The following is a 24,995-nucleotide window of genomic DNA, read 5'->3' as shown; positions in this document are numbered from 1 at the left end:
ATGTCCAGAGCAACATTAACGCAATAGCGCAATATCATACGTCCTCACCCTATGCGCAAGCTGATTCACGGTTATCTCAAAGCCTGCTGTCCGTACCGTGTCCATATCGTTGGCAAACCGCTGAGCGAACTGCTGCACCGAGATCATATTGAAAGCAAGACCATATTCCTTGGCAACGCGCTTCAAGGCGATGAACAAATCTCTGGCAAGCACTCCCTTGAGCGAATTCTCATCGGCAAACTCGATCTGATAGCGCTCCAGAAACACGGTTTTCGCAGACCGCGACGGCGGAAACCCGTAAGACTGCTCGTCAGCCCGTACTGCGCTTGCGTATGCTTTAAACAGGCCCACAAGTGCGGTTGCGATTGGGTTGGAATCCCGGGCAGCATCTTCCGTTATGGCGTTTAGAGACGTTACTATGTCCGCAAACCTGGAGTCTATGGATTCCATCGCGACCTTGACGTCCGCCTCCGGCATTCCGGCAATACCCATCAGATACATCAAGCTCAAATAGTCGTTGCAGCGCCGTTTGCTGTGGTTTCCCAGGTTTCGGTGAAGCAATGTCATTACCCGTTCCTGACCACCATCCTGAAGCATTCTCAAGACCCAACTCGTGCGTTTCATTATGACTGAAAGCATCTCGTCTCTGTGTTGCCGGATTTTCGCGAGTACCTTGGCCTCAAGAAAACAATTGCCTGTCGCTTCTCCGAGTTCGAACTTCAGGATGAATGAGCGTGAAAGAATCTCTGTCAGGTCGGTCGCAAGCGGTTCTATGCCGGTCGTGTTTATCAGACAGCGCGGACGCTCTATCACTGTCTCGGTATCCGAACCTGCCTTGCGTTTTTCCTTGGCAATCCCAGTGATACTAGTGAGCAAGAAGTTCACGAAATCCTCCGTTACATCATTGGACTCCACATTATCGAGTGAAATCAACGGGTTGCGTGCAGCATCAGAGTAATTGGCAGCATCAGTGGCCTTCTTTTGCTGCGGCTGGCCGTACAAAAGGGCAGTTATAAGCTTGGCGGCCGATGTCTTGCCCGACGCCGAACTGCCCTCGAACCGAATCATGGGACGTGTGCCTGCAAAGTCGATAAGCAAGAAACAGGAAAGCCAGGCAAGTATAAGGAACCTGTTCGACGGCGAGCAGGTGAGATTCTCGCCCACCAATTCCATGATAAGTCGGTCTGCCTCGTCGTTGTCCATATCTGGAATAAAAGTTATCGGGTCGATTTTGTCGGACGCTTCCAGAATAATCCCGTCAGTGTTACTCCCATTCTTCATTATTTCTACACCATCGGGCGTTATCTTAGCGATCTCGCGGCGCTCGTTGTTCAGGTTGAAATACACTGTGTTATTGGCAACATCGGTGTGCAGCCAGGACAACTGATCCCGAACCTCACCGCGAATAGCGGCAAGATTGGCAAGCACTTCCAAGAAGATGCGCCCGCCAGTGGTAGCTGACACCAGGCCGGTCGCGTTGAAAATAACAGAAGAATACACGCGTTTGCGCGCCCGCTCGGACGAGTCCATCCAAAGCATGACATCATCATAGAACATGAATGGTTCACCGTGACGAGTCTTGAAAAAGCGCGCGCCATGAGACATAAACCAATCATACGTCGCCTCTGCAGCCTTGGAATAATCGGCGCTTCCCGTTTCGGCTTCGGAATCCAGCAAAACCTGTTCAACACACGCCCTGCAGGAACCTGCTGGGGCGGTGCTTATCCGCTTCTCTTGCCTGCGCTCCTGGCGCAGCCGTGCCTGCTTGTCTTTTTGCAGAGCCTTCATCTGTTCTTTTAGGACCCCGATCGACAGCCCGTCTCTGCCGCAGCGTTCGACTATTCGCCGCAGTTCTCGAGACTGATCCAGTGGTGGCAGATCCGCCACTTCACACAGGATTGGGGTAAGGAGCCGGTTGCGCTCGGTTTCCGGTAGCCCCGATGGAATCCTATCGATGCTATATTCGAGCGGCGTGACCGCGGATGCAAGCAGGGACTCGAAGTCCTCCGCTGAATGACCGGCGACAAAGAACTCATTGACATCCACTTTGGCATCGGCGAACAGACCCTCGGCTTCCTTGACCTGCTCCGGCGGCTTCCCGGCAAGGCGCTTTGCAAGCTCGCGAGGACCGACAGCCGAGTCCAGACCGAACCGCTCCTTCAGGGCGCTGCGTGCCGTCGTGTGCTTTTCTTCAAGCGGAAGGACCACCAAGCGAGTCTCTATTCCGGCTGAAGCAAGATGACGCGCCGTGCGGAGCGATCCTTTCAGGCCGACCTCAGACACTTCATTGTCCTGGCAGATGTAGACCGTCTTTACTCCCGCGAGTTTCGGCAGTATCCGTTTCCAGTCGTCCTCCTTTATCTGGACAGTGACCGGAGAAACCGTGGCGAAATCGCGCTCCATCAGGGAAATACAGTCAGTCACACCCTCGGTGATGATTACGCGCTCCGGCCGCGCCGTCAGACAGTCCTCGTTGTAGAGAAAGCTGTTGCTGATGCACGGTGCTATGTGCTTGCGGGAGTGTTCGTCGCGGCACTTGAGCTTCTTGTACTTGCCCTGCTCCCAATTACTCTCCGGCGTCCATGGAGTCTTGCGCCCTATCATAAATACAACGCGCCCACGGCTCCAGTAAGGAAATGTGATCCGATTATTGAATGCGGGAACCAGATCGTCATTGCTGGTCGGATTGAAAGCGCCGGTCGCAGCGAGTTCCCGAAATGTAAATGGGTCATCACCACTGGTGAGCGCGGATATTATTCCTGGATGCTTACCGCCCTGGCCGTCAGTATATGGCGTCCCGTCAGAATACCCAATGAGAAGCGAGTCTATTGTCTCAAGCGATATGCCATAGTGCCGCGTGAACCACTCCAGCACCTTGGGTGATGCTTTCAGACGTTCGTTATAATAGCGGGCGACAGCCGTGAGCGCAGACTGGACACGAAGCCCGAACGCGCGGGCGGCCTCGGTCTGGGCTATCTTTTCCGGCGAGAGTCCGTAGTTTGCGAGCGGTGGAAGTCCGGCTTTTTCGGCAAGGTAGTCCCGCGCCTGCCGGTGAGACTCAGGCATTGGACCGGTCACACCCACAGTGATGCGCCCGGACTGCACGAACTCGGCAAGCTGCAGCACGTCGCCGCCGATTCCACAGCCAAAGCAGAACCAGCACTGTTTGTCGATTTGTATATGCAGAGAACGATGGGACTGGCTCTTGTGGTTCGGGCAGTCGCACTGAAGCAGCTTCTCGGACTGCTGGGTGATCCGTCCGGCAAGAAGCTCCCTTGCGACAAGCCCGATGTCGATGTCGGTTACGATCTGGTAGTACTCTCTTACATTGTCGAATCCCGCCTCCACCATGCTACTTGCCCCATTTGTCCGAATCCAGGGTTTGACCCAAAAGCAGCGAGAGGAATGTCTTGCGTTCCTCCACCTGTTTCACCTTGGCGCAGTGCCCGATCCCCCAGTGGTCGCCTACGATAATGGCGGACTCGGAGGCGCGAGTGACTCCCGTGTAGAGCAAGTTACGATGATGCATAAATGAGTGCGACTTATGCACGACCACTATCGAGCAGGGATATTCCGAGCCTTGGGCTTTATGAAACGTGAGCGCGAAGGCAAGCTGGATGTGGGCGAGTTCAGGAGCGCCATTCTCGAAGTTCAATAGCGTGCCGTCGAAGTCGATGGTCAACCCTCCGGCCTCGTCCGCATCGACAACCGTTCCAACAGCCCCGTTCATGACGCCTGTGGTGTAGTTGTTGCGGGTCTGGATGACCTTGTCGCCGGGCATAAGCTTCGGACGCTTGCCTGGAGGCGTCGGCTCCACATACCGGTCCCAGAGCTTACGCTGCACAAGACTCTGCAGCAGAGTATTCAGTTCCCGGGTGCCGAGCGGACCCTTGTGCGTCGGTGTGAGCACCTGCACGTCGTTTATGATGTCGAAGTTGAGCCTCTCTGAAAGAACTTTGTCGAACAGCTCAAGGATAAATGTCTGAGCCTGCATCGGGTCGGTGAACTGGTCTATCACATACCACGCGCGCCTGCCGTCGGGTTTCTTTTCTGACGTCTTTCGCACCTCGCCCGAAAGGATCGCTATGCTGTTTTCTTTAAGGACTCCAGCCTGCCGTTGAACACCATCAAGTATGACGGTCGGCACGACACGTGAGCGCACAAGGTCCCGCAGCAGATTGCCCGGTCCCACGGGCGGGAGTTGGTTGTGATCTCCCACCAGCACAACAGCCGTTTTGGAAAGGTCTATGGCCTTGAAAAGATGCCACGCAAGCGGCACATCAACCATGGAAAGCTCGTCGATCACTACCACATCGGCGTCGACACTTTCGCGCGTGAACGCATGCCCGTCGTAGCCGAGAAGCCTATGGATTGTCTGCGCTTCCATACCGACAACCTGCTCCATACGCTTCGCCGCTTTGCCCGTAGGGGCCGCAAGGATGACGGACAGGTCATATTCCTGGCAGATACCGACAAGCGCGGATATGGTGTATGTCTTGCCGCTGCCAGCGCCTCCCGATATGAGCGTGATGGAATGCCTGAGCGCCGCAGCTACCGCGTTATGCTGCCAGGGCTTAAGACTCGGAGCACTTTGGCGCACGACAGCATCCAAAGCATCAGGAGCCAGTTTCGGAAACCTTGGATTGGGACCATCGCCACGCCGGAGTATTTGCGCAAGATACTCTTCCATTTCCCGGATACGTGGAATGGCGACGAGGAACCTGCCGCTGGTTCCAAAGCATGTAAGCTGTCTTTCGCTGATAAGCTCTTCGAGGGCGTGCTCGATCCGTTCCCTGCTGTCCAGACAGTCCATTACCAGCAGGGTATTTGCACGGTCTATGAGTTCTTCATATTCCACCCAGCAGTGCCCCTGCTCAAGCGCATCTTCCACACAGAATGCGACGCCAGCACAAATTCGTCCCGGTGTTTCCTTCGGCACGTTCATCTTCTCGCGGGCGATCTGGTCGATCCGCTTGAAGCCGAAGCCAGGCACAAGCCGGACGATAGAATATGGATCGCTTTTCAAAAGCCCGACCGCCGCGCCGCCGAACTTCTTCACCAGGCTTACCACCTGAAGATGCGTGAGGCCGAAAGCCGAAAGTGCGGTCATTGCCTGGTTTACCTTGCCGGTCTCCTGCCAGACATCGCGCAGATGCTCGACTGCCTCAAGCGGAAGATGGGCCGCCTGCGCTATCTGCTCTGCTTCCTCGACAAGGCAGCGGTCGAAGTCACCTCCGAACCTCTCTGCTATGACGCGAGCCTTCGCGGGACCGATACCCTTGATGTCCGGGTGCTTTGCTATATAGTTGGCAAGCCCCTCAGCATCGAGGTCCTGGTCATATTCCATGCTCTCGACTTCAAGCTGCCGACCGAACTTCGGGTGCTTGACCCACCTGCCGATCAGAATGAGTCGGTCCCCGTCTTGAACGAACACGGGACCCGCGAACGACACCTTATCACCAGCCTCTGTCTTGAGTTTCCCGGCCGAAAACGTCGGGCTGGCGTAGAACACTGCCACGACCCGGCCTCTTAGCTTTGTCGTGGCACCTCCTGGTTTTGGCATGTAGCATCTACCTTCTCACTGAGTCTCAAAAGCAACTGCTCGACAAACAGACGCGCCGCTTGCCTGTTTGAGCAAAAGAATACCGGGATGCGGTAGTCGACAATGATGGAAAGCGCAGAGCCGAGCACGGCATTGGGATGGGCGTCGGACCGGTAGTTGCCGGAGAGAACGTCCATCAGGCTGCCTTCCACGACCACGCAGGCGAATTCGCATCCTCGGAGTTTGGCAAGCTCGTTTGCGAACCGCTCCCGCCCACGAATCACGGTTCCCACGAAGTCCTCCATGCTCTTGCGTTCTACCGCCACAGAGCTTTCCAACCCGAGCAGAGAATAGTCACCAGCAGCAAGCGCACGGCGAACGACTTCTACTCGGGCCGGATCGAACGTGTAAGGCTCTTTTTCCCGCGTGTCGACTACTACGACAGGCTTCGCCTTCACTAGAACGGAGCCAGAGCAGACTCATCGACCGCCCTGGTGTCGTCTACCACTATGCGGCGGTTTAGGTAGATGCTTTCGCTCTCGCCCCGGGTGCGCTTGGTCACTTCCAGCTTCACGTCCAAAAGATCGTTGAGCCTGGATGGAAGTTCAGATAGCTTGCCAAGGGTGACCCCGCAGGTATGTAGGTCGGTCTTGAGCCACTTGAGGCTGTCGTTGGTAATGACGTTGTTGCGCCACAACAGTCTTCCGGCATACTTGGGCCCGAGGATTTTCAGGGTCCACTTGAGCATTGGATTCCCGGATGTCTGAGAGCGGGTGAGTTCAACATTCTCCACGTTTACCTGATACTTGCCATCCGGGACATCCTCGAATTCGCGCTCTTCTATGGGCGCTTCGTCATAACTTCCGTCGAACTGAGCGAGGTCGAAGTCTTCGACACTCGAATCCTGATTAGGGCAGTAGTCCGTACTCATGTTGTCTTCTCCTTTGCAGCTTGTTTGCCGCCTGCAGTGGCATTGAACGCCTCGACGAACTTGCCATAGTCGAGGTCGATGATATCGGGAAGCCTGCCGGTGCGATCACCGGCTTCATAATAGATGCTCGGCTTGGTGCGCATGACCCGCCGCCCCACGACCTTGTTGTCCGGCCCGGTAACGGCCTCGATGTCGCAGAAGAGGACCATGTCGACAAGGCCGAGCACGATCTTCCGTGCCTTCTCCGGCAATGTGGGGACGGTCTTGTTGTACTTGCCGGTCCTCGTCTCGATCTCTACTTCTTGAGAGTGCGAGACGAGATACAAGCCGTAGGGCATGAATGCAAGCTTGTTCAGTACTCGCTGAAATTCATTATTTGTCAGCGAGAATCCCTTTCCGTAACCGAGGTCGGACTCGTGCTCGACCTTAAACTTCCGGCAGACGTAGTCCGCGCACATACGATAGGCATTGTCCACGGTGTCGATGATGACTGTCTTGAACTCATGGTTGCCCTCGGCGATCTCGCCGCAGGTTGTGAGCAGCTCGTCCCACGACCGGATCGGGACCTGGAACACTTCCAGGGAATTGAGACCCGGTTCGGTCGATAGGAAGATCGCGTTATCGGAATAAGAGCACCATGTGCTCTTGCCTATCTTCGTGGCTCCGTAACATAACACCGTCAGGTCCGCCAGATTGGGTTTTGGCGGCGTCTTTGCAGTTGGAAGCAGCATTAGAATGTCTCCTTATCCTGGTCAGCAGTATCGTCCGACCGCAGTTCCTCGTGCGGCGGTTTTACCTCGTAGAAGTTGGCGATCACATTCTCGTTGCCGTTTGCACGGCACAGCGGGAAATAGGCGCATTGCCTGTGGTTGGCAAAGCAGAATGCCGTGTTGCGATAGAATGCACCACGGCGGCGGCAGTCGAGGAACTGCCGGGCAAGCTCCCAGAGGTCGGCTCTCATGGCGTCGAACTGATCACGCGAGATGTAGAGCATCTCACGATGAAGCATGCCTGGCTCGGCATACTTCGCGGCCAGTCGTTCCTGGAACGTTTCGTCGGTCTCCGGCAGCTTGCGCGCCGCCGTCGTCTTGCCGGTCTTGGACTTTGCAAGCAACTCCGCGCGGCGGGTATCAAACTCGGCCTGGGTCTCGCCCTTGCTCTGCTGGAGCTTCGCCTTCACGAGCACGTTGTAGATGACACCCACGATCTTGATACCAAATGCCTGCTCGACGTAATGCGCATAGAGGCTTATTTGTAGGTCGGTCCACAGTCGCTCAAGATAGTCGGCGTCTAGCTGCGAGGCAGTCTTGTGCTCCAGGATGTAGTAATCCCGGCCGATTCTTACAATGCCGTCGACTTTCCCAGCAATGATAAGACTCCGTGAGCACGCTCCTGTCGCGGGATTTATGATCCTGCCCTCGAAGATCTTCTCAAGAGCAACAATCTCGAATTCTTCAACCGGGTAGCGCGCGGCGTAACCCGTCATCATTGCCGTCGCCAGGTGCCAGTCGGACTTCTGGGATTCATCCTGCGAGCGGTTCGGTAGTGACTTGTCGATGAAGTCAAGCACCGCATCCAATCCGCTGCCACCGTGCCACATCTCAAGGCATGAGTGGATAAGCGTCCCGAATGAGAGAGCCTGGTCCCGACTGATGGGAACCAACTCTTCCAAATACCGCCACTCGCACGCCTTCCGGCAATTACGAAACGAGTTCCAGAATGAATAGGTAGTGAGGAACCGCTTGCTCACAGAATGACCCTCGCTAAAAGCTCTTGGTCGTCAAAGCGCATAAACTCCTCTGCCTTCGTAACGGCAAAGCTCTTCTCGCCGTACTCGTTAGTCATGAAGCCCATGAACATCTTGGCGAGGTCGACTCCGACCTGGGTCTCAGCATCGATAATTACTGTGCGATTCTTCGAGTTAAGCCGCGCCACCGCGTCCAGGCGCACCGCGTTTCTTCCGTAAAGGCTCTCAGCCGCGAGCGCTGCCGTCATAAGGTGGTAGTCCACCATTCCGACAGGCAGCCTTTTAGCGAACTGGATTTTGTAGACTGTTCTGTTCACATCCGTCCTCCAAAGGATCATCTGGTGCGGGGTAAAATGGCGCGCCTGGAAGAGAATCCCCGTGGTTTCGCTCCCACTTGATATGTACTTCCGAAAACCAGGATGTGTCGGAAAACTCTGCGAGGGCTGGTTGGCTCGCGCCTGTGTGGGAGTAGATTTGTTGGTGTTGACCGAACACTTGTTCGGTTGCTATAATCGAGGGGACAGGCGTCCACATGTTCCGTCCCCACAAAAAATAATCCCGACACTTCATGGATTACAGAAGTAAATAACTAAGTGGGGGTGGAATTTTCGCGGAGGCTGATCTGGCCTCAACTTGTCGAGGTTTGAGGCCGTTAAAAATAAATTTCACCACTTCACATGCGGTTCCGGTAAATATAGAACTGAGCAGTATGGCCATGTGCTGATGGATTACAAATCACTTGAGAACTCGAAGGAGGCAAAGAATGGACCAAATGAAATCGTCGCTCGATGAGTCGGAAGACTGGCTTGTCGAGGCAATGCGGAAGCTGCGCTATGGCAAGGTCGAGACGCTTCATGTCAGAGACGGCAAGCCGCTGCAGTATCCAGCGCCTGCGTTTCGCCGCAGCAGAAAGTACACCAAGAAGACCGAGACACAAACACCGCAGGAAAGAGACTTCGCGCTTAAAGCACAGATGTCCTGGCTGCTTTCCGAAATTGCCGAGGTAGGCAATGGTGTCATTAAGTCCGTAACCGTGCAGGATGGACTGCCGGTCCTTGTGGACTGGGAATAGCGCCAGGCGCTGCAGCTAATGCTGCAGCGCTAATCACAAAATTTTACATCACCAGACAACAGACTGACCGCAAGGCGGAGGTCGTTGTGGGTGTCGCCAATTACGGCGGCATCACAATGCCTCCGCCTTTGCGTTTGGGCACGTGTTGTCCCCGAAAACGTGTGACGCCCACGGCGATCTCCTCCAGATTCGGAGGAGACATTGGGAAACACAAACGCTTTCGAGGGCCTGGACGGCTACTCAGTACACCTTATTCGCTACAAGGCTCAACGACTTATCGGCTACCTCGGACTCACCGAGTCTGACCGGGAGGACATCGAGCAGGACCTAGCGATCCACCTGCGACAGAATCTGCCAAAGCATGATGCCTCACGAGGGTCCCTGAAGACCTTCATAAACTGTGTTCTCGATAACAGGGTGAAGGCGATCATCAAGTCGAGAAGCTGCTCGACGCTGGACGTCCGTATGCACGCTTACTCCATCGATGCTGCCGCCGAAAGCGCGAGATTCGATGAGTTCACCATGGCCGACATACTTGACACAGACGATTACCAGATAATGCTCGGCAATGTAAACCGTACCCTTATTGAGATGGTCGAGCTGCGGATAGACGTGCGGCGGGCGGTCTCTTCGCTTCCCGAAGACTTGCAAAAGGTCTGCAAGCTTCTCTCATACACGACGGTGACAGCCGCCGCGCGGGAACTCGGCATAAAACGCTCGAAGCTCTACGAGATGATGCGCAGGCTGCGAGACATCCTGAGTGCGGCCGGGATAAAGAATTACTCCTGAAAAAACTCGACAACTGCACCATTCCCAGAAGTACATATCAAGTGGGGGCAAATCACACAAAAGCGAGGTAGACAGATGCAACACGTTACGAAAACCAGCAGCTTAGGCGAAGCAGCCGCGATACTGGCGGCGGGGTTCCTTCGGGCAAAGCTGCGTGCGATGAATCAAGCTGGTATTAACACCGGAATCACCGCACACGGACTTGATATTTCTAAAAGTGTGAGCGTTCATGGTGACATACCGGGTGCGGAAGGAGGAGGCCGATGAGTGCTACAAAGCAGGGACTCGATCCCGAGTTTGTAACAAAACTGAACCTGTTCGAGAAGAAGCTTGCCGGGCGCGGCATCAAGGTAATGATGACCTGCGGGTATCGCTCCATAGCCGAACAGAACAGGCTTTATGCCATCGGCAGGACGACGCCGGGAAAGAGAGTAACCAACGCTCGCGGAGGATATTCGTGGCACAACTTCGCCCTTGCCGCCGATTATGCATTCATAGTCAACGGCAAGGTAACTTGGAACGGCCCGTGGGATGTGTTCGGGAAAACGGCGCGTGAGTGCGGTCTTGAATGGGGCGGCGATTTCAAAAGCATAGTCGACCGGCCGCATGTGCAGTGGACAAAAGGCAGGACGCTCGCCCAAATGCGAAAAGCTGCCGCATCAAAGAAGTGAAGCCAATGGCGACCTCTCCCGATCTTCACCCGAAACTGACGGTGAGGTAAATGACTATGAGTGTACTTAAGCAGATTGCGGATCTGCAAAACCTGACTCACGAAGAACTTGTGTCTCTGTGGCGCACACTCTTCGGCAATAAGCCTCCGGCCAGCAACCGGAGGTTCGTTATAAAGAGGCTAGCACACCGCATACAAGAAATAACCTACGGTGGGCTTTCCGAGGAAGCGCACGCCAAGATGGACGCAGCCCTCAAGCGCCACGGCTATGATGAGTTCGGCATGCCCAAGGTAACGTCCGGCCGGGCACAGGGTAAGAAAGACATGCCCGTCATCGGAAGCAAGCTCGTTCGTGAATGGAACGGCAGACGCTATGAGGTCACGACGCTTCGCGACGGTTTCGAGTATGAGGGCCGGAAGTACCGGTCACTGTCGGCTATCGCAAAGGTGATAACCGGCACGCATTGGAACGGGCGCGCGTTCTTTGGACTTGCGGGAAGGAATGCGAGATGATAAACGAAAGCAACGGCTCTTCTGAACCCTGTCGAGGTATGCGCTGCGCGATATACACACGCAAGAGCACGGAAAAGGGCCTCGAGCAGGAGTTTAATTCGCTTGATGCCCAGCGGGAGGCATGCGAGGCATACATAGCGAGCCAGCGTCACGAAGGTTGGATTGCGCTGACAGAGCATTATGATGATCCTGGTTTTTCTGGAGGCAACATCGAACGGCCGGGGCTGAAAAAGCTCATGCGAGACATCGAGCGCGGCAGAATTGACTGCGTTGTGTTTTACAAGCTCGACAGGCTTTCCCGGTCGCTACTTGACTTCGTAAAACTCGCGGAGTTTTTCGACCAGCATAATGTGACCTTTGTATCTATCACACAGCAGTTTTCGAGTACGACGGCGATGGGCCGGTTGATTCTGAACATCCTTCTGAGCTTTGCTGAATTTGAGAGGGCTATAAGTGCCGAAAGAGTCAGGGACAAAATAGCTGCCGCTAAAAAGAAAGGTAAGTATCTCGGCGGCACTCCTGCATATGGCTATGATGTAGACTACAAAAATACGAAGCTCATCGTGAATCAGGAAGAGGCAAAACTGGTCCGGCAGGTTTTCAAAAGATTCATCGAGGCTGGCTCCTGTCTGGAAATCGCCAGGGAACTCAATTCAAATGGAATCCCTACCAAGTCATGGACCACGAAAAATGGATCGTTCCATCAGGGTGGGCCTTGGAACACTCAACACATATACCGTGTCCTAAACAACCGAACTTATCTTGGCGAGACTGTCCATAAAGACAAGTCATATCCCGGCGAGCACGAGGCGATTGTTTCGAAGTCTCTCTGGGATAAAGTCCAGCAGATATTTTCAAGCGGCACCGCGCGGAAGAAAGGCCAGGAAACCCACGAGGTCAAGTCGCTCCTGCAGGGCATCATTCGCTGTGGACACTGCGACAAATCTATGATCGGAACATATACAAGAAAAAAGAATGGGGTTGTCTATCGATACTACGCTTGCAGCAGCGCGACAAAGAATGGCTACGATTCATGTCCGGTCAAATCCGTTCCTGCTGGTGAAATTGAAAATGCAGTAGTTGGTCAGCTTCGAGCGCTCCTGCAATCGCCGGAGGTGATAGCTGAGACATTCCGGGCAGCGATGGATATTCAGGAGCAGGAGCTGCGCTCTCTTTATGATGAAAAGACCGACCTTGAGATGCGGATGGTGGAACTAAAAGCGACAGCAGGTGAACTGGTATCATGCGACTTTGAGGATAACAAGAGCACGGAGAGGTTCTCGGAACTTAACGATGAAATACAGAAGACACGCCGCATACTTGCAGAAACCGACGAACGAATATCGGAACTTACTGCAGGATCACTCACCGAACAAAACGTTGCTGATGCGCTCCGCAAGCTCGATCCGGTGTGGGATGAGTTGTTTCCATCCGAGCAGCACAGAATTCTGCGGTCGTTTGTGGAGCGAGTAACGGTCCATCCTAATGGCCTCGATATTCAGCTTCGGGCGGAAGGCATTCACTCAATAGTCGCTGAGGTCAAGGGAAGCGAGAGCGAGGAAAGGGTCGGTGTGGTATGAGCATTGGGCTTATCAACAATGATGATGGCGTCTGCGTGCATGTTCCGATGACACTCAAGCGACGTTCGGGAAGGAAAGAGATAGTAGTGCCGGATGGTCTGGTACATTCTGTGGATACCGGCCCAGACTACCACGAAGCGCTTGTGATAGCCATATCCCGCGCACACCGCTGGAAAAAGCTACTTGACGAGGGTAGGTATGCCTCGATAAAAGAGATGGCACAGGCGCTCAAGATGGATCGTCACCACATGGCACGAATGCTGCGGCTTACGCTGCTTGCCCCGGACATTATCAAGGCGATACTTGCGGGCAACGAGCCGGACGGATTCTCGTTGAACCAGCTTACCAGCGAGATTCCAATGCTTTGGGATGAGCAACATGGCAAGTACAAATAGCTGCCAGCCATAGAACCAGTAGGTCGCTGGCACTGTTTCTGTTTGAGAAGGATTTGTGGGCACCCATGGCTAATAAGAAAGTTGTGGTTTTATTATGCTTTTGCCCACCAGTTGGGGCTTGAAACCGCTTGAGGAATATATGGCTCGATCTGATCTACTCGTAAATTTGGTCAAAGCTGGTTCACGTGGTGACCAAGCACAGTTTAGGCGCACTGTTGAGGCAATTGCTGCCGAAGAGCGTGCCAAGAATCATAACGTCTTGGCTGAACGCTTGACGGAACTACTTTCCAACGGAAACGGCCTTAACGGCATTCGAGGTACTCACACTGCCGATGACCAGGTACAGAGCCTGCTGAGCGAGCTGATCCCGCGTCGGTCATTCCAAGACCTTATACTTCCTCCTGAAGTGGTCACTTGTGTCGATGAGCTTGTTGAGGAGCAGCAGCGATGTGAACTGCTTCGTTCATACAACCTTGAGCCCAGACATCGAGTGTTGCTGGTTGGTCCGCCTGGCAATGGAAAGACAACTCTAGCCGAGGCACTGGCTGAAGCATTGATGGTGCCTCTGTTCGTTGTTCGTTATGAGGGCGTAATTGGTAGCTATCTGGGCGAAACCGCACTTCGATTGCGTAAACTCTTTGATTTTATTCGGACCAGGCAGTGCGTGTTGTTCCTGGATGAGTTCGATACGATTGGCAAGGAGCGTGGCGACGTACATGAAACCGGCGAAATCAAACGTGTTGTCAGTTCATTGCTTCTGCAGGTAGATGATTTACCCAGTCACGTTGTTGTTGTCACTGCAACGAATCATCCTGAACTGCTGGACCGCGCCGTCTGGAGACGATTTCAGTTGCGCCTCTCTCTGCCGAATCCAGGCGTCGAGCAGATCAACGAGTGGTTGCAGCGGTACCAAGAATCTTTGGGACAGCCGTTTGGGGTTGGCCTGCGTGAGCTTGCTAAAAAGCTGGCCGGTCTCAGCTTCGCAGAAGTCGAGGACTTTGGTACGGACATTGCCAGATGCCGTGTGTTGGCAGATCCCAGCGGCAGCGTGAAACGCATAGTGCAGGACCGCCTCAAGCAACTGTGGGCGCGATACAATCTTCCTGAATCGAGCACGGAGTAGAGGTATATGGCCACTCGTCCCATTGTCATTTTTCCAGAAGCAACACCGGCTGCACGCAACAAGAAAGGTGGTGGCCAGGCCAAGGTTCATTGTCCTGGATTTACCAGGCAGAGTGAAAGAATCCTGCCGCAGTTGGACGTTCTTGAGCACCAGATTGAAGCACGCAAAGTCCAAGCATCTCCGGACATGCCAACGGCTGAGCCAGAGATGGTACTGGTCATAGAGACTATCGGTTCCATCAGCGACTTCATGCGTGCGGTAGACAAAGTAGAAGGGCTTGAGTGGCTTGCCGAATGGGACGAGTATGATATCGCTGCTGACGAAGATTTCTACATAGAAGAGCATCCAGAGAATCCGCTGAGCGGAAGACTGTATCTCGTGATGTCAAATCATGCCGGAGTCTCTCAACTGACGTCGCTATGGCGGCGATACTCTGAGAATCCCGAACACCCTGAGTTTGAGCGCGGCTATACCAAATGGAGAGACCTGTTCCGGCAGCTTCGCAATGTGCGACCGTGGGGTCCTATCGACCGCTTATATGAGACAGGGCTGAAAGAGGAATTTGACGGGCGCGTCAAGGCAGGAGAGGAATCCGTAGTCGCTGAGGTCGAGATATGGTTTGTACGAGATGAGGCGAAGCGCTCGGCCGCCGAGGCAGCCTTGCGAATCTTGGTTGGTGCAGAAGGTGGCGAAATCATCCAGTCAACTTGTATCCCTGAGATCAGATACCATGCCCTCTCTGCGAGACTGCCAATCACAAGCGTCGAAAAGCTATTCACGCATGAGGCCGAACTGATCAAGTGTGAGCAAGTGATGTACTTCAGGCCGCACGGTCAGCTTACTGTAGGCGTGCCAGATGATATGCCCGTATCAGACGATTCGGTTGAGCGTGAAACAGAGAAATCCACTGGAGATCCGGTGGTGGCGCTTTTAGACGGACTACCCCTTGAACATCACAAATGTCTAGAAAACCGACTCATCATTGATGATCCAGAGGCTTGGGCTGCCGAGTATCCAGCAAGCGAGCGTGTCCATGGAACCGCTATGGCCTCGCTGATCCTGCACGGTGATCTCGCTGCTATGGAACAGCCATTGCCCAGACCTGTTTATGTTCGACCGATCCTCAGACCCTACGGACCTGATTGGCTCCAAAGCTCCAGGCAGGAGTGTCTTCCCGAAGGAATGCTTGCTGTCGATCTCATCCATCGAGCAGTGAAACGTCTCTTCGATGGCGAGGCAGGCGAGCAGCCCGTTGCGCCTTCCGTTCGAATCGTCAATCTGTCGATTGGTGACAGGTCGAGGCTGTTTGACAGGACGATGAGTCCTCTAGCCCGATTGCTGGACTGGCTGGCGTGGAAATACCGAGTTCTCTTTATGGTGAGTGCAGGCAACCATCCTGAGACTGTCGTCATAGACTGCAACGGCGGTGATATTGATACTATCATAAAGGACAAGGAGTTCCTGCGCAAGTCTGTAGTATCGGCGGTCGCAAGAGCCGTACTGACCCGCAGGCTGATGTCACCATCCGAGTCAGTCAACTCACTCACTGTCGCTGCACACCATTATGACTTTCTTGCTCGTACGCCACTGGGGAATTCCATCGATCCGTTGGATCACACGAGTTTGCCGAGCCCAGTGAATGCCCAAGGGCCAGGCTTTCGACGTTTCGTCAAGCCCGATCTTCTCTTTGCAGGAGGAAGACAACATTACTCACGCGATAGTATAGGTGCGAAAGGAAATATTGAGCTCAGACCTATCTTCTTATCCAATCATTTCGGGCAAGAGGTGGCTTCGACTTCATCAACTCCGGGTCAAATCAATGCTGTTAGGTTCATGTGTGGAACCAGCAACGCAACCGCGTTGGCGTCCCGATCCGCAGCTATGATCTACGATATGCTGAACCACCTAAAGGGCTCACCGGGAGGAGACAGGCTCACCAATGCTTATGAATCAATCCTGCTAAAGGCACTTCTGGTTCATTCCGCAACCTGGCAGACCGTTACAGAGTTGACGGAACTTGATGTGGACACCGTTATGCGACTGATCGGTTACGGCATCGCCGAACCGGACCGAGTCATGGCATGCACAGATCAGAGAATCACGTTGCTCGGCTGGGGTAATATAAACAAAGACGAGGGTCACAACTACAAGCTTCCTCTGCCTGCCAGCCTTAACGGTGTCAAGTGCTGGCGTCGTCTGACGATAACACTCGCTTGGTTTACGCCAGTCAACTGTGCCCATCAGGCATATCGACAAGCGCATGTGTGGTTCAAGCCTTATCAAGGTTCAGATAGGCAGGGAGACTGCGCAAAGGCTCTCCAAGTGTCCCGATGCGGCGTGGATTGGCAAGCTGCCCTGAGGGGAACACTCCAGCACGAAGTCTTTGAGGGAGACAGCGCTTCCGTGTTTTCAAGCCAAAGTGATGTTCAGATTCACGTGAGCTGCTCAGAAGACGCTGGGAGGCTGACTGAGACTGTGCCATACGGACTTGCCGTCACCCTCGAAGTCGCACCAGAGACCAAGTTGCCATTGTACGAAGACATCGTTGCTCGAATCAGACCCGTAGTGAGAATCGCTCCAGGCTTGGACGCAATGGAATAGTGGCTTGCAGCCGCTGCTTTCGGTTCAGTCGCCACCAATGCAACGAGCCGGACGTGTTTTCGCTGAACCAACTTACCAGTAAGATTCCCATGCTTTGGGATGAGCAGATTGAGAAATATGAATTCGCCAGGTAAGCAAGTGAACAATGTCACGTTATCGCTCATAGCATACTGTTGCGCGAGAATACATCTTGGATCTGCTCCAAGTCGAAGTCAGGGAAAGTCTCTGAAAACACTTGCTTAATGAGTTTGCCACGCCCACTTTGTGTGTTGATGTGCCGCTTAGCCAACAACCAAGCGACACTCTCAGGATTTTCACTTAGGCCAATTGAGAAAAATAGGACCTCCCGCCACCAGTCATCACCTTTGCAGTATGTATTTAGCAACCGATCCATCCTAGACCCTCGCATGTCTCCGAGCATTTGCTTGGCTGTCAGGAATTCTTGGAACGTAAGATGTGTGAAATGGTAGCGACCGGCTGTGCGTGCAATTAGGCCGTCTCGGAGTACTTCTGTCAAGAGATCATCCAACTCCTCAGATGATCGGCGTGACAGGATTCGGTTACTTACGCGAACAAACTGATCCTGGTCAAACTCGCGTTGTCTATCCTGATGCATCTGGAAGGCGAGGGAAGAAAGCACAAGTGTTTTGGCGTTTATATTGAAGCGCGAAGGTCGTACGATTCCTTTGGCCAGATCCCACCCACCACACAATAGGTTGACAAAAACGGTGTATAAACGAGCGCGGTTCTCAGGCAGACGTTTCGTTCTCTTGTATACAAGGATAGTAACTGTTGCCAGTAAGGGTATCCGAACAAGACGCCGAATACAAGGGACACCATTTAGCTGCGTCATGAAACCTTTCGTAGTTTCATTATCATGATCAAGCCACTGGGATGCGAGAGTCTCAACTTCATTGTCATCTAGACCACACAATGCTATGCGTGGAAGCCATGCCAATTGAGGATCGTAAAGGTAGTCTCGAGCAGTCAATATAACTTGATATGTTTCCGAGCGCCCCGCACCTTCTCGGGTGACTTCTAGAATATGGGTCCGTTGAGATTTATCACCTATCTCGTCAAGTCCATCCAGATACATACGCAGGCGGCGTTTACCACATTCCTGATTTCCTTGTGGGAGAAGTGCGGATTGGCCTGCTGCTGATAAAAACATATCCTGAAACGTTGCAGCGCTGGAAAAAGGTAATTTCTGAAGAGGTACATATACGGGCATACTGGAGGAAGTATCATTCGAGAAATGTTCGGCATCGTCTAGAGCATTACGTGTACAAAAGGAGGTCTTCCCGGTTCCTGGACCTCCGACTATTATTAATGATGATTGACAGCGTTGATGCACACCTTTGCTGAAGCGAAATAGCTTTTTCGAGACGACCTCCATCATTGGCGACTGTAACGCCTGAAAACAATCATCTATAGCACAGAATCGAATAAACGTCGTATCCGAGAGAAGATCATCTGAGTTTTGAGGCATAGCGTTCGCGGTAGTTTTCATCTGATCTAGCGCAGACCGAACTTCATCAAAACAAGCAATGATCTCTCGCTCAGCCTTACTAGACAAACCAACCAGCGTAGCCTTGTCCACTGCCGATAATTCCAGCTCGGCGTCCTTCGGAAATTGTCTTATCCTCGCTTTCGCTACACCAGACCGCTTGCAGAATGCATCTATAAGGGCCTTTTCAACAGAGGCAAGCAGCTTACGGTGAGTTGCCGTAACTATCCTTATATCAGGTTTGGCAATAAGTCCAGGGAACGGCCAAGCAGATAAATGGTTCACCAACTCCAGCAACTGTTTTGCGTCTTTCTGAAGGTATACCCAGTCAGACTTTGTCCAAGGACTCTCGATCTTGCCCTTCGATAACACCCTTTCTGCCTTCTTGGGAAGCGAGTAAAAATTCATAAGTCTTCTGAAGCAAGGCGCAACGTAAATATGCTTTGTTGCTTCTCCGGCTTCGCCGAGGTGGTGATCAAACGCGACCGACATCAGCGAATTCACAGAGCCGCTGGCTTCTTCGATATCCTTCCTGAACTGTGCAAGAATGGATGATTCAGCAGCAAGAAAGTCTGGCCAGTATGTTTGAAACAGGTCGTATAGTCTTGAGCCAGTAAAAAACTCGATCTGTCCCGGATGCTGTTGCAGCTTACCACTTATGGCAGCCATAGTTGATGGAGTTAACTGATGAGGATTCATCACATAAACTCGCTGAATCCGCCGATCCTCGGCGTTTTCATCAATGAATGGCGTATCAAAAGACTGATCGATTTGGTCAATCAATACGCGGAGGTTTCCGGTAGTGCCCAGTTTTCCGCTAAAGGGTTTGTTCTTGACAATACAAGCGCAGGTCAGAGTCTCACTTAAGGGACCAACAGATCGGAAAATGATATCCTTGCCCAGTTCCAGTGTCCCTTGTAATATCTGAACCCCTTCAATACCCGGCATCATGCCCAATAGACGGGCAATCGCTTGCTGCAACAGAGCCTCACTTGGAAACTCTGGCAATCCAGGCTGTTGAAGCGTGTTTAGCTGTCCACTAGTTAACATTGTCGCAATGCCCTTGCTCATATCTCCTTATCTATGTATGTTCGTAATAAGGCGGCTCGGCTTTGCTCGGCAAGACCTGCACTAGGCATCTTGGAGTCGAACCCCCTCTTCGACTACAGGATTCAGAGAAAATCCGCCAGATAGAGAGAAAACACAGGAAAATATGCCGATTGGGGCCAAACCTCGACCACAGGAATTAGTTCGGATAACACCATCAAAATCCCTGCTTCGTGCGCGTAAATAGGCGAAAACCTCGCCGGAATCCGACGAGGTCATTTTCGCATAGAGAACAGTTTTACTTTAGTTGTTGGTCGGGGCGGCGAGATTCGAACTCGCGACCTCTAGTTCCCAAAACTAGCGCGCTAACCAAGCTGCGCTACGCCCCGGCGAGTTTATTATACCATTATCACTTTATATACAACAAGAGATTCTCTGCGTACACCATAACTTGGTCCGGCGGTAATTCCGTCGGACCAAGTTGTATAAATTGAGCACAAGCATTCCTCAGCGCTTGCTGAACTGGAACCCTCTTCTTGCTCTCTTGCGTCCGTATTTCTTTCGCTCTTTAACTCTCGGGTCTCTTGTCAAGAAGCCCTGGCGGCGAAGCGGAGTGCGCATATCATCGCCTGCTTCCAGCAGAGCCTTGCTGATGCCATGGCGCACAGCTCCAGCCTGGCCGGATATGCCTCCACCTGTGCACTTGGCTATAACATCGAACTTGCCCATCGAATCGACTGCTTCGAACGGCTGCATAATAAGCAGTTCGAGAGCCTTGCGTCCGACGTATTCGGCCATCGTCCGACCGTTAATTGTGACGTTTCCATCACCCGGAACGAGCCACACACGCGCTGTGGCGTTCTTTCTATGACCCGTACCGTAATATCTTGCGGTCTGTTCCAAATCGTTCCTCCGTATAGAGTCAAAAAGTTGGAAAGTCTAAAGGTCAAAAAGTAGGCAATATCCTAACACTCCAACTTTTTGACTTTCGCACATTTTGACTTTCAAACTAGAATTTAAATTCCTCAGGCTTCTGAGCTTCCTGAGTGTGATCCGCCCCTGAATAGACTCTGAGCTTTTTCAAGATCGCATCACCCAGTTTGTTGTGCGGGAGCATGCCCTTCACTGCGCGCATAACTGCTTTCTCGGGAGTCTGCTCCATCATCTTGGCACGTGATACACTCTTGATCCCGCCCGGAAACCCGGAATGCCTGTAAATAAGCTCATCACCCTTGTTGGTTCCTGTAAGAACAAGCTTCGCGGCATTGATGACTATTACATGGTCACCACAATCCATATGTGGAGTAAATGTCGGTTTGTGCTTTCCCCTGAGAATCTTTGCAGCCTCGACAGCCACTCTTCCGAGCGGCATGCCCGCGCCATCAATCACAAACCACTTTCGTGTCGTATCTTCGCGTTTAGCAAAATAAGTACCCATCGAGTATCCTCTTTAGTATTCAACTTCCACAAGGCAAAGACCTTGTGGCGGAGCTGTCTTGCCCGCCGCCCTGCGGTCCCTTGCCTCTAGAATATCACACACGTCCGAGCCGGCTAGCTTGCCAAGGCTCACATCAACCAGCGTTCCGACTATCACTCTGACCATCGAGCGCAAAAACGCATTTGCACGCATCTCGATAATCACATGTTCGCCGCGCTCACTAACCTCTACCGAGATCATATCGCGAATCGGGCAATCGTCAGCCCCCTTCGCGCACCAGAACGATGAGAAATCGTGGACACCCACGAGGCACTTAGCCCCTACCCTCATCGAATCTACATCCAGAGCCCTGTCTACATGCCAACTGAAACGTCCCTCAAGCGCGCTTCGTACACTCCGGCAAAGTATATCATATCTATACAGCCTGGAGACTGCCGAATATCGTGCGTGGAAATCATCTTCCACTTCGGCTGCCGAAAGAACGGCTATGTCTTTTGGAAGCAGCGAGTTCATCGCCGCACATATCCGCTCAGTCGGAATGCCATCGCCTATTCGGAAATTAATTACCTGACCCGCCGCATGCACTCCTGCATCAGTGCGCCCCGAACCGTAAACAGTCACTTTTCGCTTCACGATAGTGGAGAGAACTCTTTCGAGCTCTCCCTGAATCGTCGGCACGCCCGGCTGATACTGAAAGCCGAAATAGTCAGTGCCGTCGTATTCCACGACGACCTTGACGTTCCGCACTAGTCTACCGCAAGCTCCAGCTTCACTACCGAAGCTGCATCACCACGGCGTAGCCCGATCTTTGTCATCCGGGTATAACCGCTCTGCTTGTCCGCGAACTTCGGGGCAATTACGTCGAAAAGATGCTTTACGGCATCATTTGCGACCATCTCTGCGCGCATCTCTTTCTGAGCCTTGCCATGAGCGCTGAGCATACCCTTGGGCATGTTTGCTGTCGGTAGGACCTTGCGAGCCTCCCTCCTGGCATGAACAGTATTCTGCTTAGCCAGTGTTATCAGCTTTTCGGCAATCACCCGAGCTTCTTTTGCGCGGGGTTCGGTGGTCTCTATCTTTTCATACATTATCAATGATCTTACCAGACCGTGCAGAAGAGCCATCCTCTGGTCGGTTGGCAGACCTAATTTTCTGCCGGCAACACGATGTCGCATTTTTTACCTGCCTTATCCTCTACTCTTCGGCTTCTTCAATTTCTTCTTCGGAGCCTGTGGTCTCCTCCTCAGACTCGACCAACTCCTCGTCTTCATAATCCTCTTCCTCTTCGTCTTCATCGGTGGACGGAAGAATCTTTAGTTCAGTTCTATCTCCACCGGCCTTGAGAGAAAGACTCATAGATTCAAGCTTGTCACGCACCTCATTAAGAGACTTCTTACCAAAGTTTCTTATGTTCATAAGGTCGGCTTCGGTAAGCTGAACAAGCTCGTGTATCGTAAGAACGTTAGCCTTCTTCAAACAGTTATATGTCCTGACCGAGAAGTCAAGTTCTTCAATCCTGGCATCCGGCGGTCCGGGGAGGTTGCCCATTCCGGCTTCCCCATACTCCAATCCCGCGCCCTTGGGCTTTCGGGCGAAGTCAAAGAATAGCCTTAACTGTCTGTCAAGAATCTTTGCCGCGTCACTTATCGCGTCACTCGGCATAACAGTTCCATTCGTCGTAACCTCGATTACAAGACGATCATAGTCCGTCTTGTGACCGACTCTTGTAGGATCGACCGTATAGCCGACCTTGCGCACCGGCGCGAAGACTGCGCCAATCGGAATCACGCCAATGCTCTTTTTTATATTTTCCTGCTTTTCCGGCAGAACGTATCCCCTGCCGCGTTCAACGGTCAGTTCGGCTCGCAGTGTGGCCGTCTCATCGTTTAAGGTCGCGATATGCACCTCGGGGTTTACTATCTCCACCTCGGGCGGTGTGATCAGATCAGCGCCTGTAACCTCACCTGGTCCATGCACATCAAGTTTGATCACGCGCGGCTCATCAGAATCCTGCTCGCCATCCAGGTCCATTTTCACAAACAGCTCCCGCAGGTTCAGGATCAACTCCGTCGTATCTTCCTTTACCCCGGGTATTGTCGAAAACTCATGCAGCACACCATCAATTTTCACTGATGTGACCGCAGCTCCCGGTATTGTTGCCAGCAGCACTCTTCTCAGAGCATTGCCGATAGTATAACCAAACCCCTGATCCAGCGGCTCAACAACGAACTTTCCATAGGTTGCCCCGTCTTCCAATATTTCGATGCGCGGCGCTACCATCTCCATGTTTTGGTCGCCTCCGTTATTATCTCGAATAGAACTCGACTATTAGCGATTCTTGCACATCTGTGTCGATCTCATCCCGCGTGGGCGCCGACACAATGTTGCCCCTGAATTGATTCGCATCGAACTGGAGCCAGGTGGGCAGTGCCCGTCCGCCCGAAGCCTCGATTGCACCGACAAGCGGAGGAATCTTCCTCGCGCCCTCGACTACTTCAACAGTATCATTTGGACGGACCTGATATGATGGGATGTCCACGCGCTTCCCATTGACCTGAATGTGGCCATGATTGACGAACTGGCGAGCCTGCGCCCTTGATGTCGCAAGTCCCAATCGATAGACCACGTTGTCCAGACGCATCTCCAAAAGCTGAAGCAGGTTTTCACCCGTTACGCCTGTTCGCCGCGTTGCCTCTTTGACATATATTCTGAACTGGCCTTCTCTTATGCCATATACACGGCGCATCTTCTGCTTCTCGCGAAGCTGGACGCCGTAATCAGACAATTTGCGCCGCATTCCACCCTGGCCATGCTGACCGGGCGGGTATGCCCTCTTCTCAACAGGGCACTTGCGGGAATAGCATTTATCGCCCTTGAGATAGAGCTTTACGCCTTCGCGCCTGCATAACCTGCAGACGGCGTTTCCTTCCGATGCCATACCTTAGTCTCCATTTAATATCGAATATTTAGTATTGTTATTGATACTAAATATATGCGTTATGCTTTGTTTATACTCTTCGTCTCTTAGGCGGACGGCAGCCATTGTGAGGAATCGGGGTGCAGTCCTTTATCATACTGACCTCTAACCCCACCGTCTGAAGCGACCTTATCGCGGTCTCCCGACCGGAACCCGGACCCTTGACAAACACATCCACGCGCTTCATTCCATGCTCCATGGCCTTGCGCGCAGCCGCCTCGGCTGCAAGCTGCGCCGCAAACGGCGTGCTCTTCTTTGTCCCCTTGAAACCGACCTGACCTGCGCTCGACCATGCAACTACGGCGCCTGTCGCGTCGGTTATAGAAACGATAGTATTATTAAACGTGCTCTTGATGTGCGCTATGCCCTGGACGATATTTTTCTTTTCCTTGGCTTTTGTACGCACAGTCGTTGCTGCTTTTCTAACCAATTAGAGCCTCCTACTTCTTGCGGCGCACGCCGACAGTTCTTCTGGGACCCTTGCGCATTCGCGCATTGGTCTTCGTTCGCTGACCGCGCACAGGCAGTCCGCGGCGATGCCTAAGACCCCTGTAGGAGCCGATTTCCATAAGACGCCTTATGCTCATCGAAAACTCACGCCGCAGATCGCCTTCCACGGTGTATTCGCCTTCGATGACACGCCTCAGTTCTGAGATTTCACCTTCCGTCAGGTCACGCATCCTTGTACTCGGATCGACTCCCGCCTTCTCAACTATCTTTTGAGCGCTGGGCAGACCGATACCATATATGTAGGTCAGCGCGTATTCTACTTTTTTTTCCCTGGGAAGGTCTACACCTGCAATTCTCGCCAAGCTAAATTACCCTCCAATCAAAATGGTTGTCGGTTCAAAGTTGTCGGTTTTCAGTTCCAAACCGCCAACCTGTCAACCGGTCAACCGAAACGTCTATCCTTGTCGCTGTTTATGCTTAGGATACTGCTTGCAGATCACGCGGATAACACCCTTCCGCTTGATCACTTTGCACTTGTCACACATGGGCTTCACAGAAGCTCTTACTTTCATCTAATTGACCTCTCAGAATGTAGAAAGCAATCTTACCGAAG

General features: G+C 52.9%; 25 protein-coding genes, 1 tRNA gene and 1 pseudogene. 9 read left to right on the top strand and 18 right to left on the bottom strand.

Annotated features, from left to right (window positions below; genetic code table 11):
- Positions 1-15 precede the first annotated feature (15 nt).
- The 7 genes from ABFD83_14365 to ABFD83_14335 are packed head-to-tail and all read right to left on the bottom strand — an operon-like array spanning position 16 to position 8,537.
- A complete protein-coding gene (locus tag ABFD83_14365) occupies positions 16-3,351 on the bottom strand; it encodes a CHC2 zinc finger domain-containing protein (GenBank protein ID MEN6358253.1) in 3,336 nt (1,111 codons plus the stop codon).
- Between the two features lies 1 nt (position 3,352).
- On the bottom strand, positions 3,353-5,563 hold the full coding sequence (locus ABFD83_14360) for an AAA family ATPase (GenBank protein ID MEN6358252.1): 2,211 nt from the start codon (positions 5,561-5,563) through the stop codon (positions 3,353-3,355).
- Entirely contained in the window at positions 5,530-6,000 is a 471-nt protein-coding gene (locus ABFD83_14355; protein ID MEN6358251.1) for an ERCC4 domain-containing protein, read from the bottom strand. The genes ABFD83_14360 and ABFD83_14355 overlap by 34 nt, the downstream gene beginning before the upstream one ends.
- Positions 6,000-6,473 (bottom strand): DUF669 domain-containing protein, encoded by a 474-nt coding sequence (locus ABFD83_14350; protein ID MEN6358250.1) that lies wholly within the window; start codon positions 6,471-6,473, stop codon positions 6,000-6,002. The genes ABFD83_14355 and ABFD83_14350 overlap by 1 nt, the downstream gene beginning before the upstream one ends.
- Positions 6,470-7,201 carry an ATP-binding protein gene (locus ABFD83_14345; GenBank protein MEN6358249.1) on the bottom strand — a complete coding sequence of 244 codons (732 nt, stop codon included), beginning with the start codon at positions 7,199-7,201 and terminating at the stop codon, positions 6,470-6,472. Before ABFD83_14345 ends, ABFD83_14350 begins: the two co-directional genes overlap by 4 nt.
- 2 nt (positions 7,202-7,203) lie before the next feature.
- Positions 7,204-8,223 carry a PD-(D/E)XK nuclease family protein gene (locus ABFD83_14340; GenBank protein MEN6358248.1) on the bottom strand — a complete coding sequence of 340 codons (1,020 nt, stop codon included), beginning with the start codon at positions 8,221-8,223 and terminating at the stop codon, positions 7,204-7,206.
- Positions 8,220-8,537, bottom strand: a complete 318-nt coding sequence (locus ABFD83_14335) for a hypothetical protein (protein ID MEN6358247.1) — start codon at positions 8,535-8,537, stop codon at positions 8,220-8,222. The genes ABFD83_14340 and ABFD83_14335 overlap by 4 nt, the downstream gene beginning before the upstream one ends.
- 446 nt (positions 8,538-8,983) lie before the next feature.
- On the opposite strand from ABFD83_14335, the gene ABFD83_14330 reads away from it, so the two are divergent.
- From ABFD83_14330 to ABFD83_14290, 9 genes are all read left to right on the top strand, one after another.
- The gene (locus ABFD83_14330; GenBank protein MEN6358246.1) at positions 8,984-9,292 is read left to right on the top strand and encodes a hypothetical protein; all 309 of its coding nucleotides are present in this window, start codon (positions 8,984-8,986) and stop codon (positions 9,290-9,292) included.
- Between the two features lie 201 nt (positions 9,293-9,493).
- A complete protein-coding gene (locus ABFD83_14325) occupies positions 9,494-10,081 on the top strand; it encodes a hypothetical protein (protein ID MEN6358245.1) in 588 nt (195 codons plus the stop codon).
- Positions 10,082-10,156: 75 nt separating this feature from the next.
- Entirely contained in the window at positions 10,157-10,348 is a 192-nt protein-coding gene (locus tag ABFD83_14320) for a hypothetical protein (protein MEN6358244.1), read from the top strand.
- Positions 10,345-10,752 (top strand): M15 family metallopeptidase, encoded by a 408-nt coding sequence (locus ABFD83_14315; GenBank protein MEN6358243.1) that lies wholly within the window; start codon positions 10,345-10,347, stop codon positions 10,750-10,752. The genes ABFD83_14320 and ABFD83_14315 overlap by 4 nt, the downstream gene beginning before the upstream one ends.
- Positions 10,753-10,808: 56 nt before the next feature.
- Positions 10,809-11,264, top strand: a complete 456-nt coding sequence (locus tag ABFD83_14310; GenBank protein ID MEN6358242.1) for a DUF2924 domain-containing protein — start codon at positions 10,809-10,811, stop codon at positions 11,262-11,264.
- Positions 11,261-12,844 (top strand): recombinase family protein, encoded by a 1,584-nt coding sequence (locus ABFD83_14305; protein MEN6358241.1) that lies wholly within the window; start codon positions 11,261-11,263, stop codon positions 12,842-12,844. Before ABFD83_14310 ends, ABFD83_14305 begins: the two co-directional genes overlap by 4 nt.
- Positions 12,841-13,239, top strand: a complete 399-nt coding sequence (locus ABFD83_14300) for a hypothetical protein (protein ID MEN6358240.1) — start codon at positions 12,841-12,843, stop codon at positions 13,237-13,239. The genes ABFD83_14305 and ABFD83_14300 overlap by 4 nt, the downstream gene beginning before the upstream one ends.
- Positions 13,240-13,339: 100 nt before the next feature.
- The gene (locus tag ABFD83_14295; protein MEN6358239.1) at positions 13,340-14,362 is read left to right on the top strand and encodes an ATP-binding protein; all 1,023 of its coding nucleotides are present in this window, start codon (positions 13,340-13,342) and stop codon (positions 14,360-14,362) included.
- A 6-nt stretch (positions 14,363-14,368) separates the two neighbouring features.
- Entirely contained in the window at positions 14,369-16,963 is a 2,595-nt protein-coding gene (locus ABFD83_14290) for a S8 family peptidase (protein ID MEN6358238.1), read from the top strand.
- Positions 16,964-17,123: 160 nt separating this feature from the next.
- On the opposite strand, the gene ABFD83_14285 is transcribed toward ABFD83_14290, so the two are convergent.
- The 11 genes and pseudogenes from ABFD83_14285 to rpmJ all read right to left on the bottom strand — a co-directional run bounded on the left by ABFD83_14285 (position 17,124) and on the right by rpmJ (position 24,954).
- On the bottom strand, positions 17,124-19,541 hold the full coding sequence (locus ABFD83_14285) for a hypothetical protein (protein ID MEN6358237.1): 2,418 nt from the start codon (positions 19,539-19,541) through the stop codon (positions 17,124-17,126).
- Between the two features lie 287 nt (positions 19,542-19,828).
- A tRNA-Pro gene (locus tag ABFD83_14280) sits at positions 19,829-19,906 on the bottom strand.
- 118 nt (positions 19,907-20,024) lie between these two features.
- Positions 20,025-20,420 carry a 30S ribosomal protein S9 gene (rpsI, locus tag ABFD83_14275; protein MEN6358236.1) on the bottom strand — a complete coding sequence of 132 codons (396 nt, stop codon included), beginning with the start codon at positions 20,418-20,420 and terminating at the stop codon, positions 20,025-20,027.
- Between the two features lie 106 nt (positions 20,421-20,526).
- On the bottom strand, positions 20,527-20,955 hold the full coding sequence (gene rplM, locus ABFD83_14270) for a 50S ribosomal protein L13 (protein ID MEN6358235.1): 429 nt from the start codon (positions 20,953-20,955) through the stop codon (positions 20,527-20,529).
- A 12-nt stretch (positions 20,956-20,967) separates the two neighbouring features.
- Positions 20,968-21,702: a tRNA pseudouridine(38-40) synthase TruA gene (truA, locus tag ABFD83_14265; GenBank protein MEN6358234.1), complete on the bottom strand. Its 735-nt coding sequence runs from the start codon at positions 21,700-21,702 to the stop codon at positions 20,968-20,970.
- Positions 21,702-22,130: a 50S ribosomal protein L17 gene (gene rplQ, locus ABFD83_14260; protein MEN6358233.1), complete on the bottom strand. Its 429-nt coding sequence runs from the start codon at positions 22,128-22,130 to the stop codon at positions 21,702-21,704. The genes truA and rplQ overlap by 1 nt, the downstream gene beginning before the upstream one ends.
- A gap of 151 nt (positions 22,131-22,281) precedes the next feature.
- Positions 22,282-23,241, bottom strand: a pseudogene (locus tag ABFD83_14255) (DNA-directed RNA polymerase subunit alpha).
- Between the two features lie 19 nt (positions 23,242-23,260).
- Entirely contained in the window at positions 23,261-23,893 is a 633-nt protein-coding gene (gene rpsD / locus ABFD83_14250) for a 30S ribosomal protein S4 (GenBank protein ID MEN6358232.1), read from the bottom strand.
- Positions 23,894-23,963: 70 nt separating this feature from the next.
- Complete coding sequence (rpsK, locus tag ABFD83_14245) at positions 23,964-24,362, bottom strand: 30S ribosomal protein S11 (GenBank protein MEN6358231.1); 399 nt, start codon at positions 24,360-24,362, stop codon at positions 23,964-23,966.
- Positions 24,363-24,372: 10 nt separating this feature from the next.
- A complete protein-coding gene (rpsM, locus tag ABFD83_14240; protein MEN6358230.1) occupies positions 24,373-24,744 on the bottom strand; it encodes a 30S ribosomal protein S13 in 372 nt (123 codons plus the stop codon).
- A gap of 93 nt (positions 24,745-24,837) precedes the next feature.
- Positions 24,838-24,954 carry a 50S ribosomal protein L36 gene (gene rpmJ / locus ABFD83_14235; GenBank protein ID MEN6358229.1) on the bottom strand — a complete coding sequence of 39 codons (117 nt, stop codon included), beginning with the start codon at positions 24,952-24,954 and terminating at the stop codon, positions 24,838-24,840.
- Between the last annotated feature and the right edge of the window lie 41 nt (positions 24,955-24,995).

This window comes from Armatimonadota bacterium (assembly GCA_039679645.1).
In the GTDB taxonomy this organism is placed as follows: domain Bacteria; phylum Armatimonadota; class UBA5829; order UBA5829; family UBA5829; genus UBA5829.
Note: the sequence above shows the minus strand (reverse complement) of the source record. Positions and strands in the feature narration are given on the sequence as shown.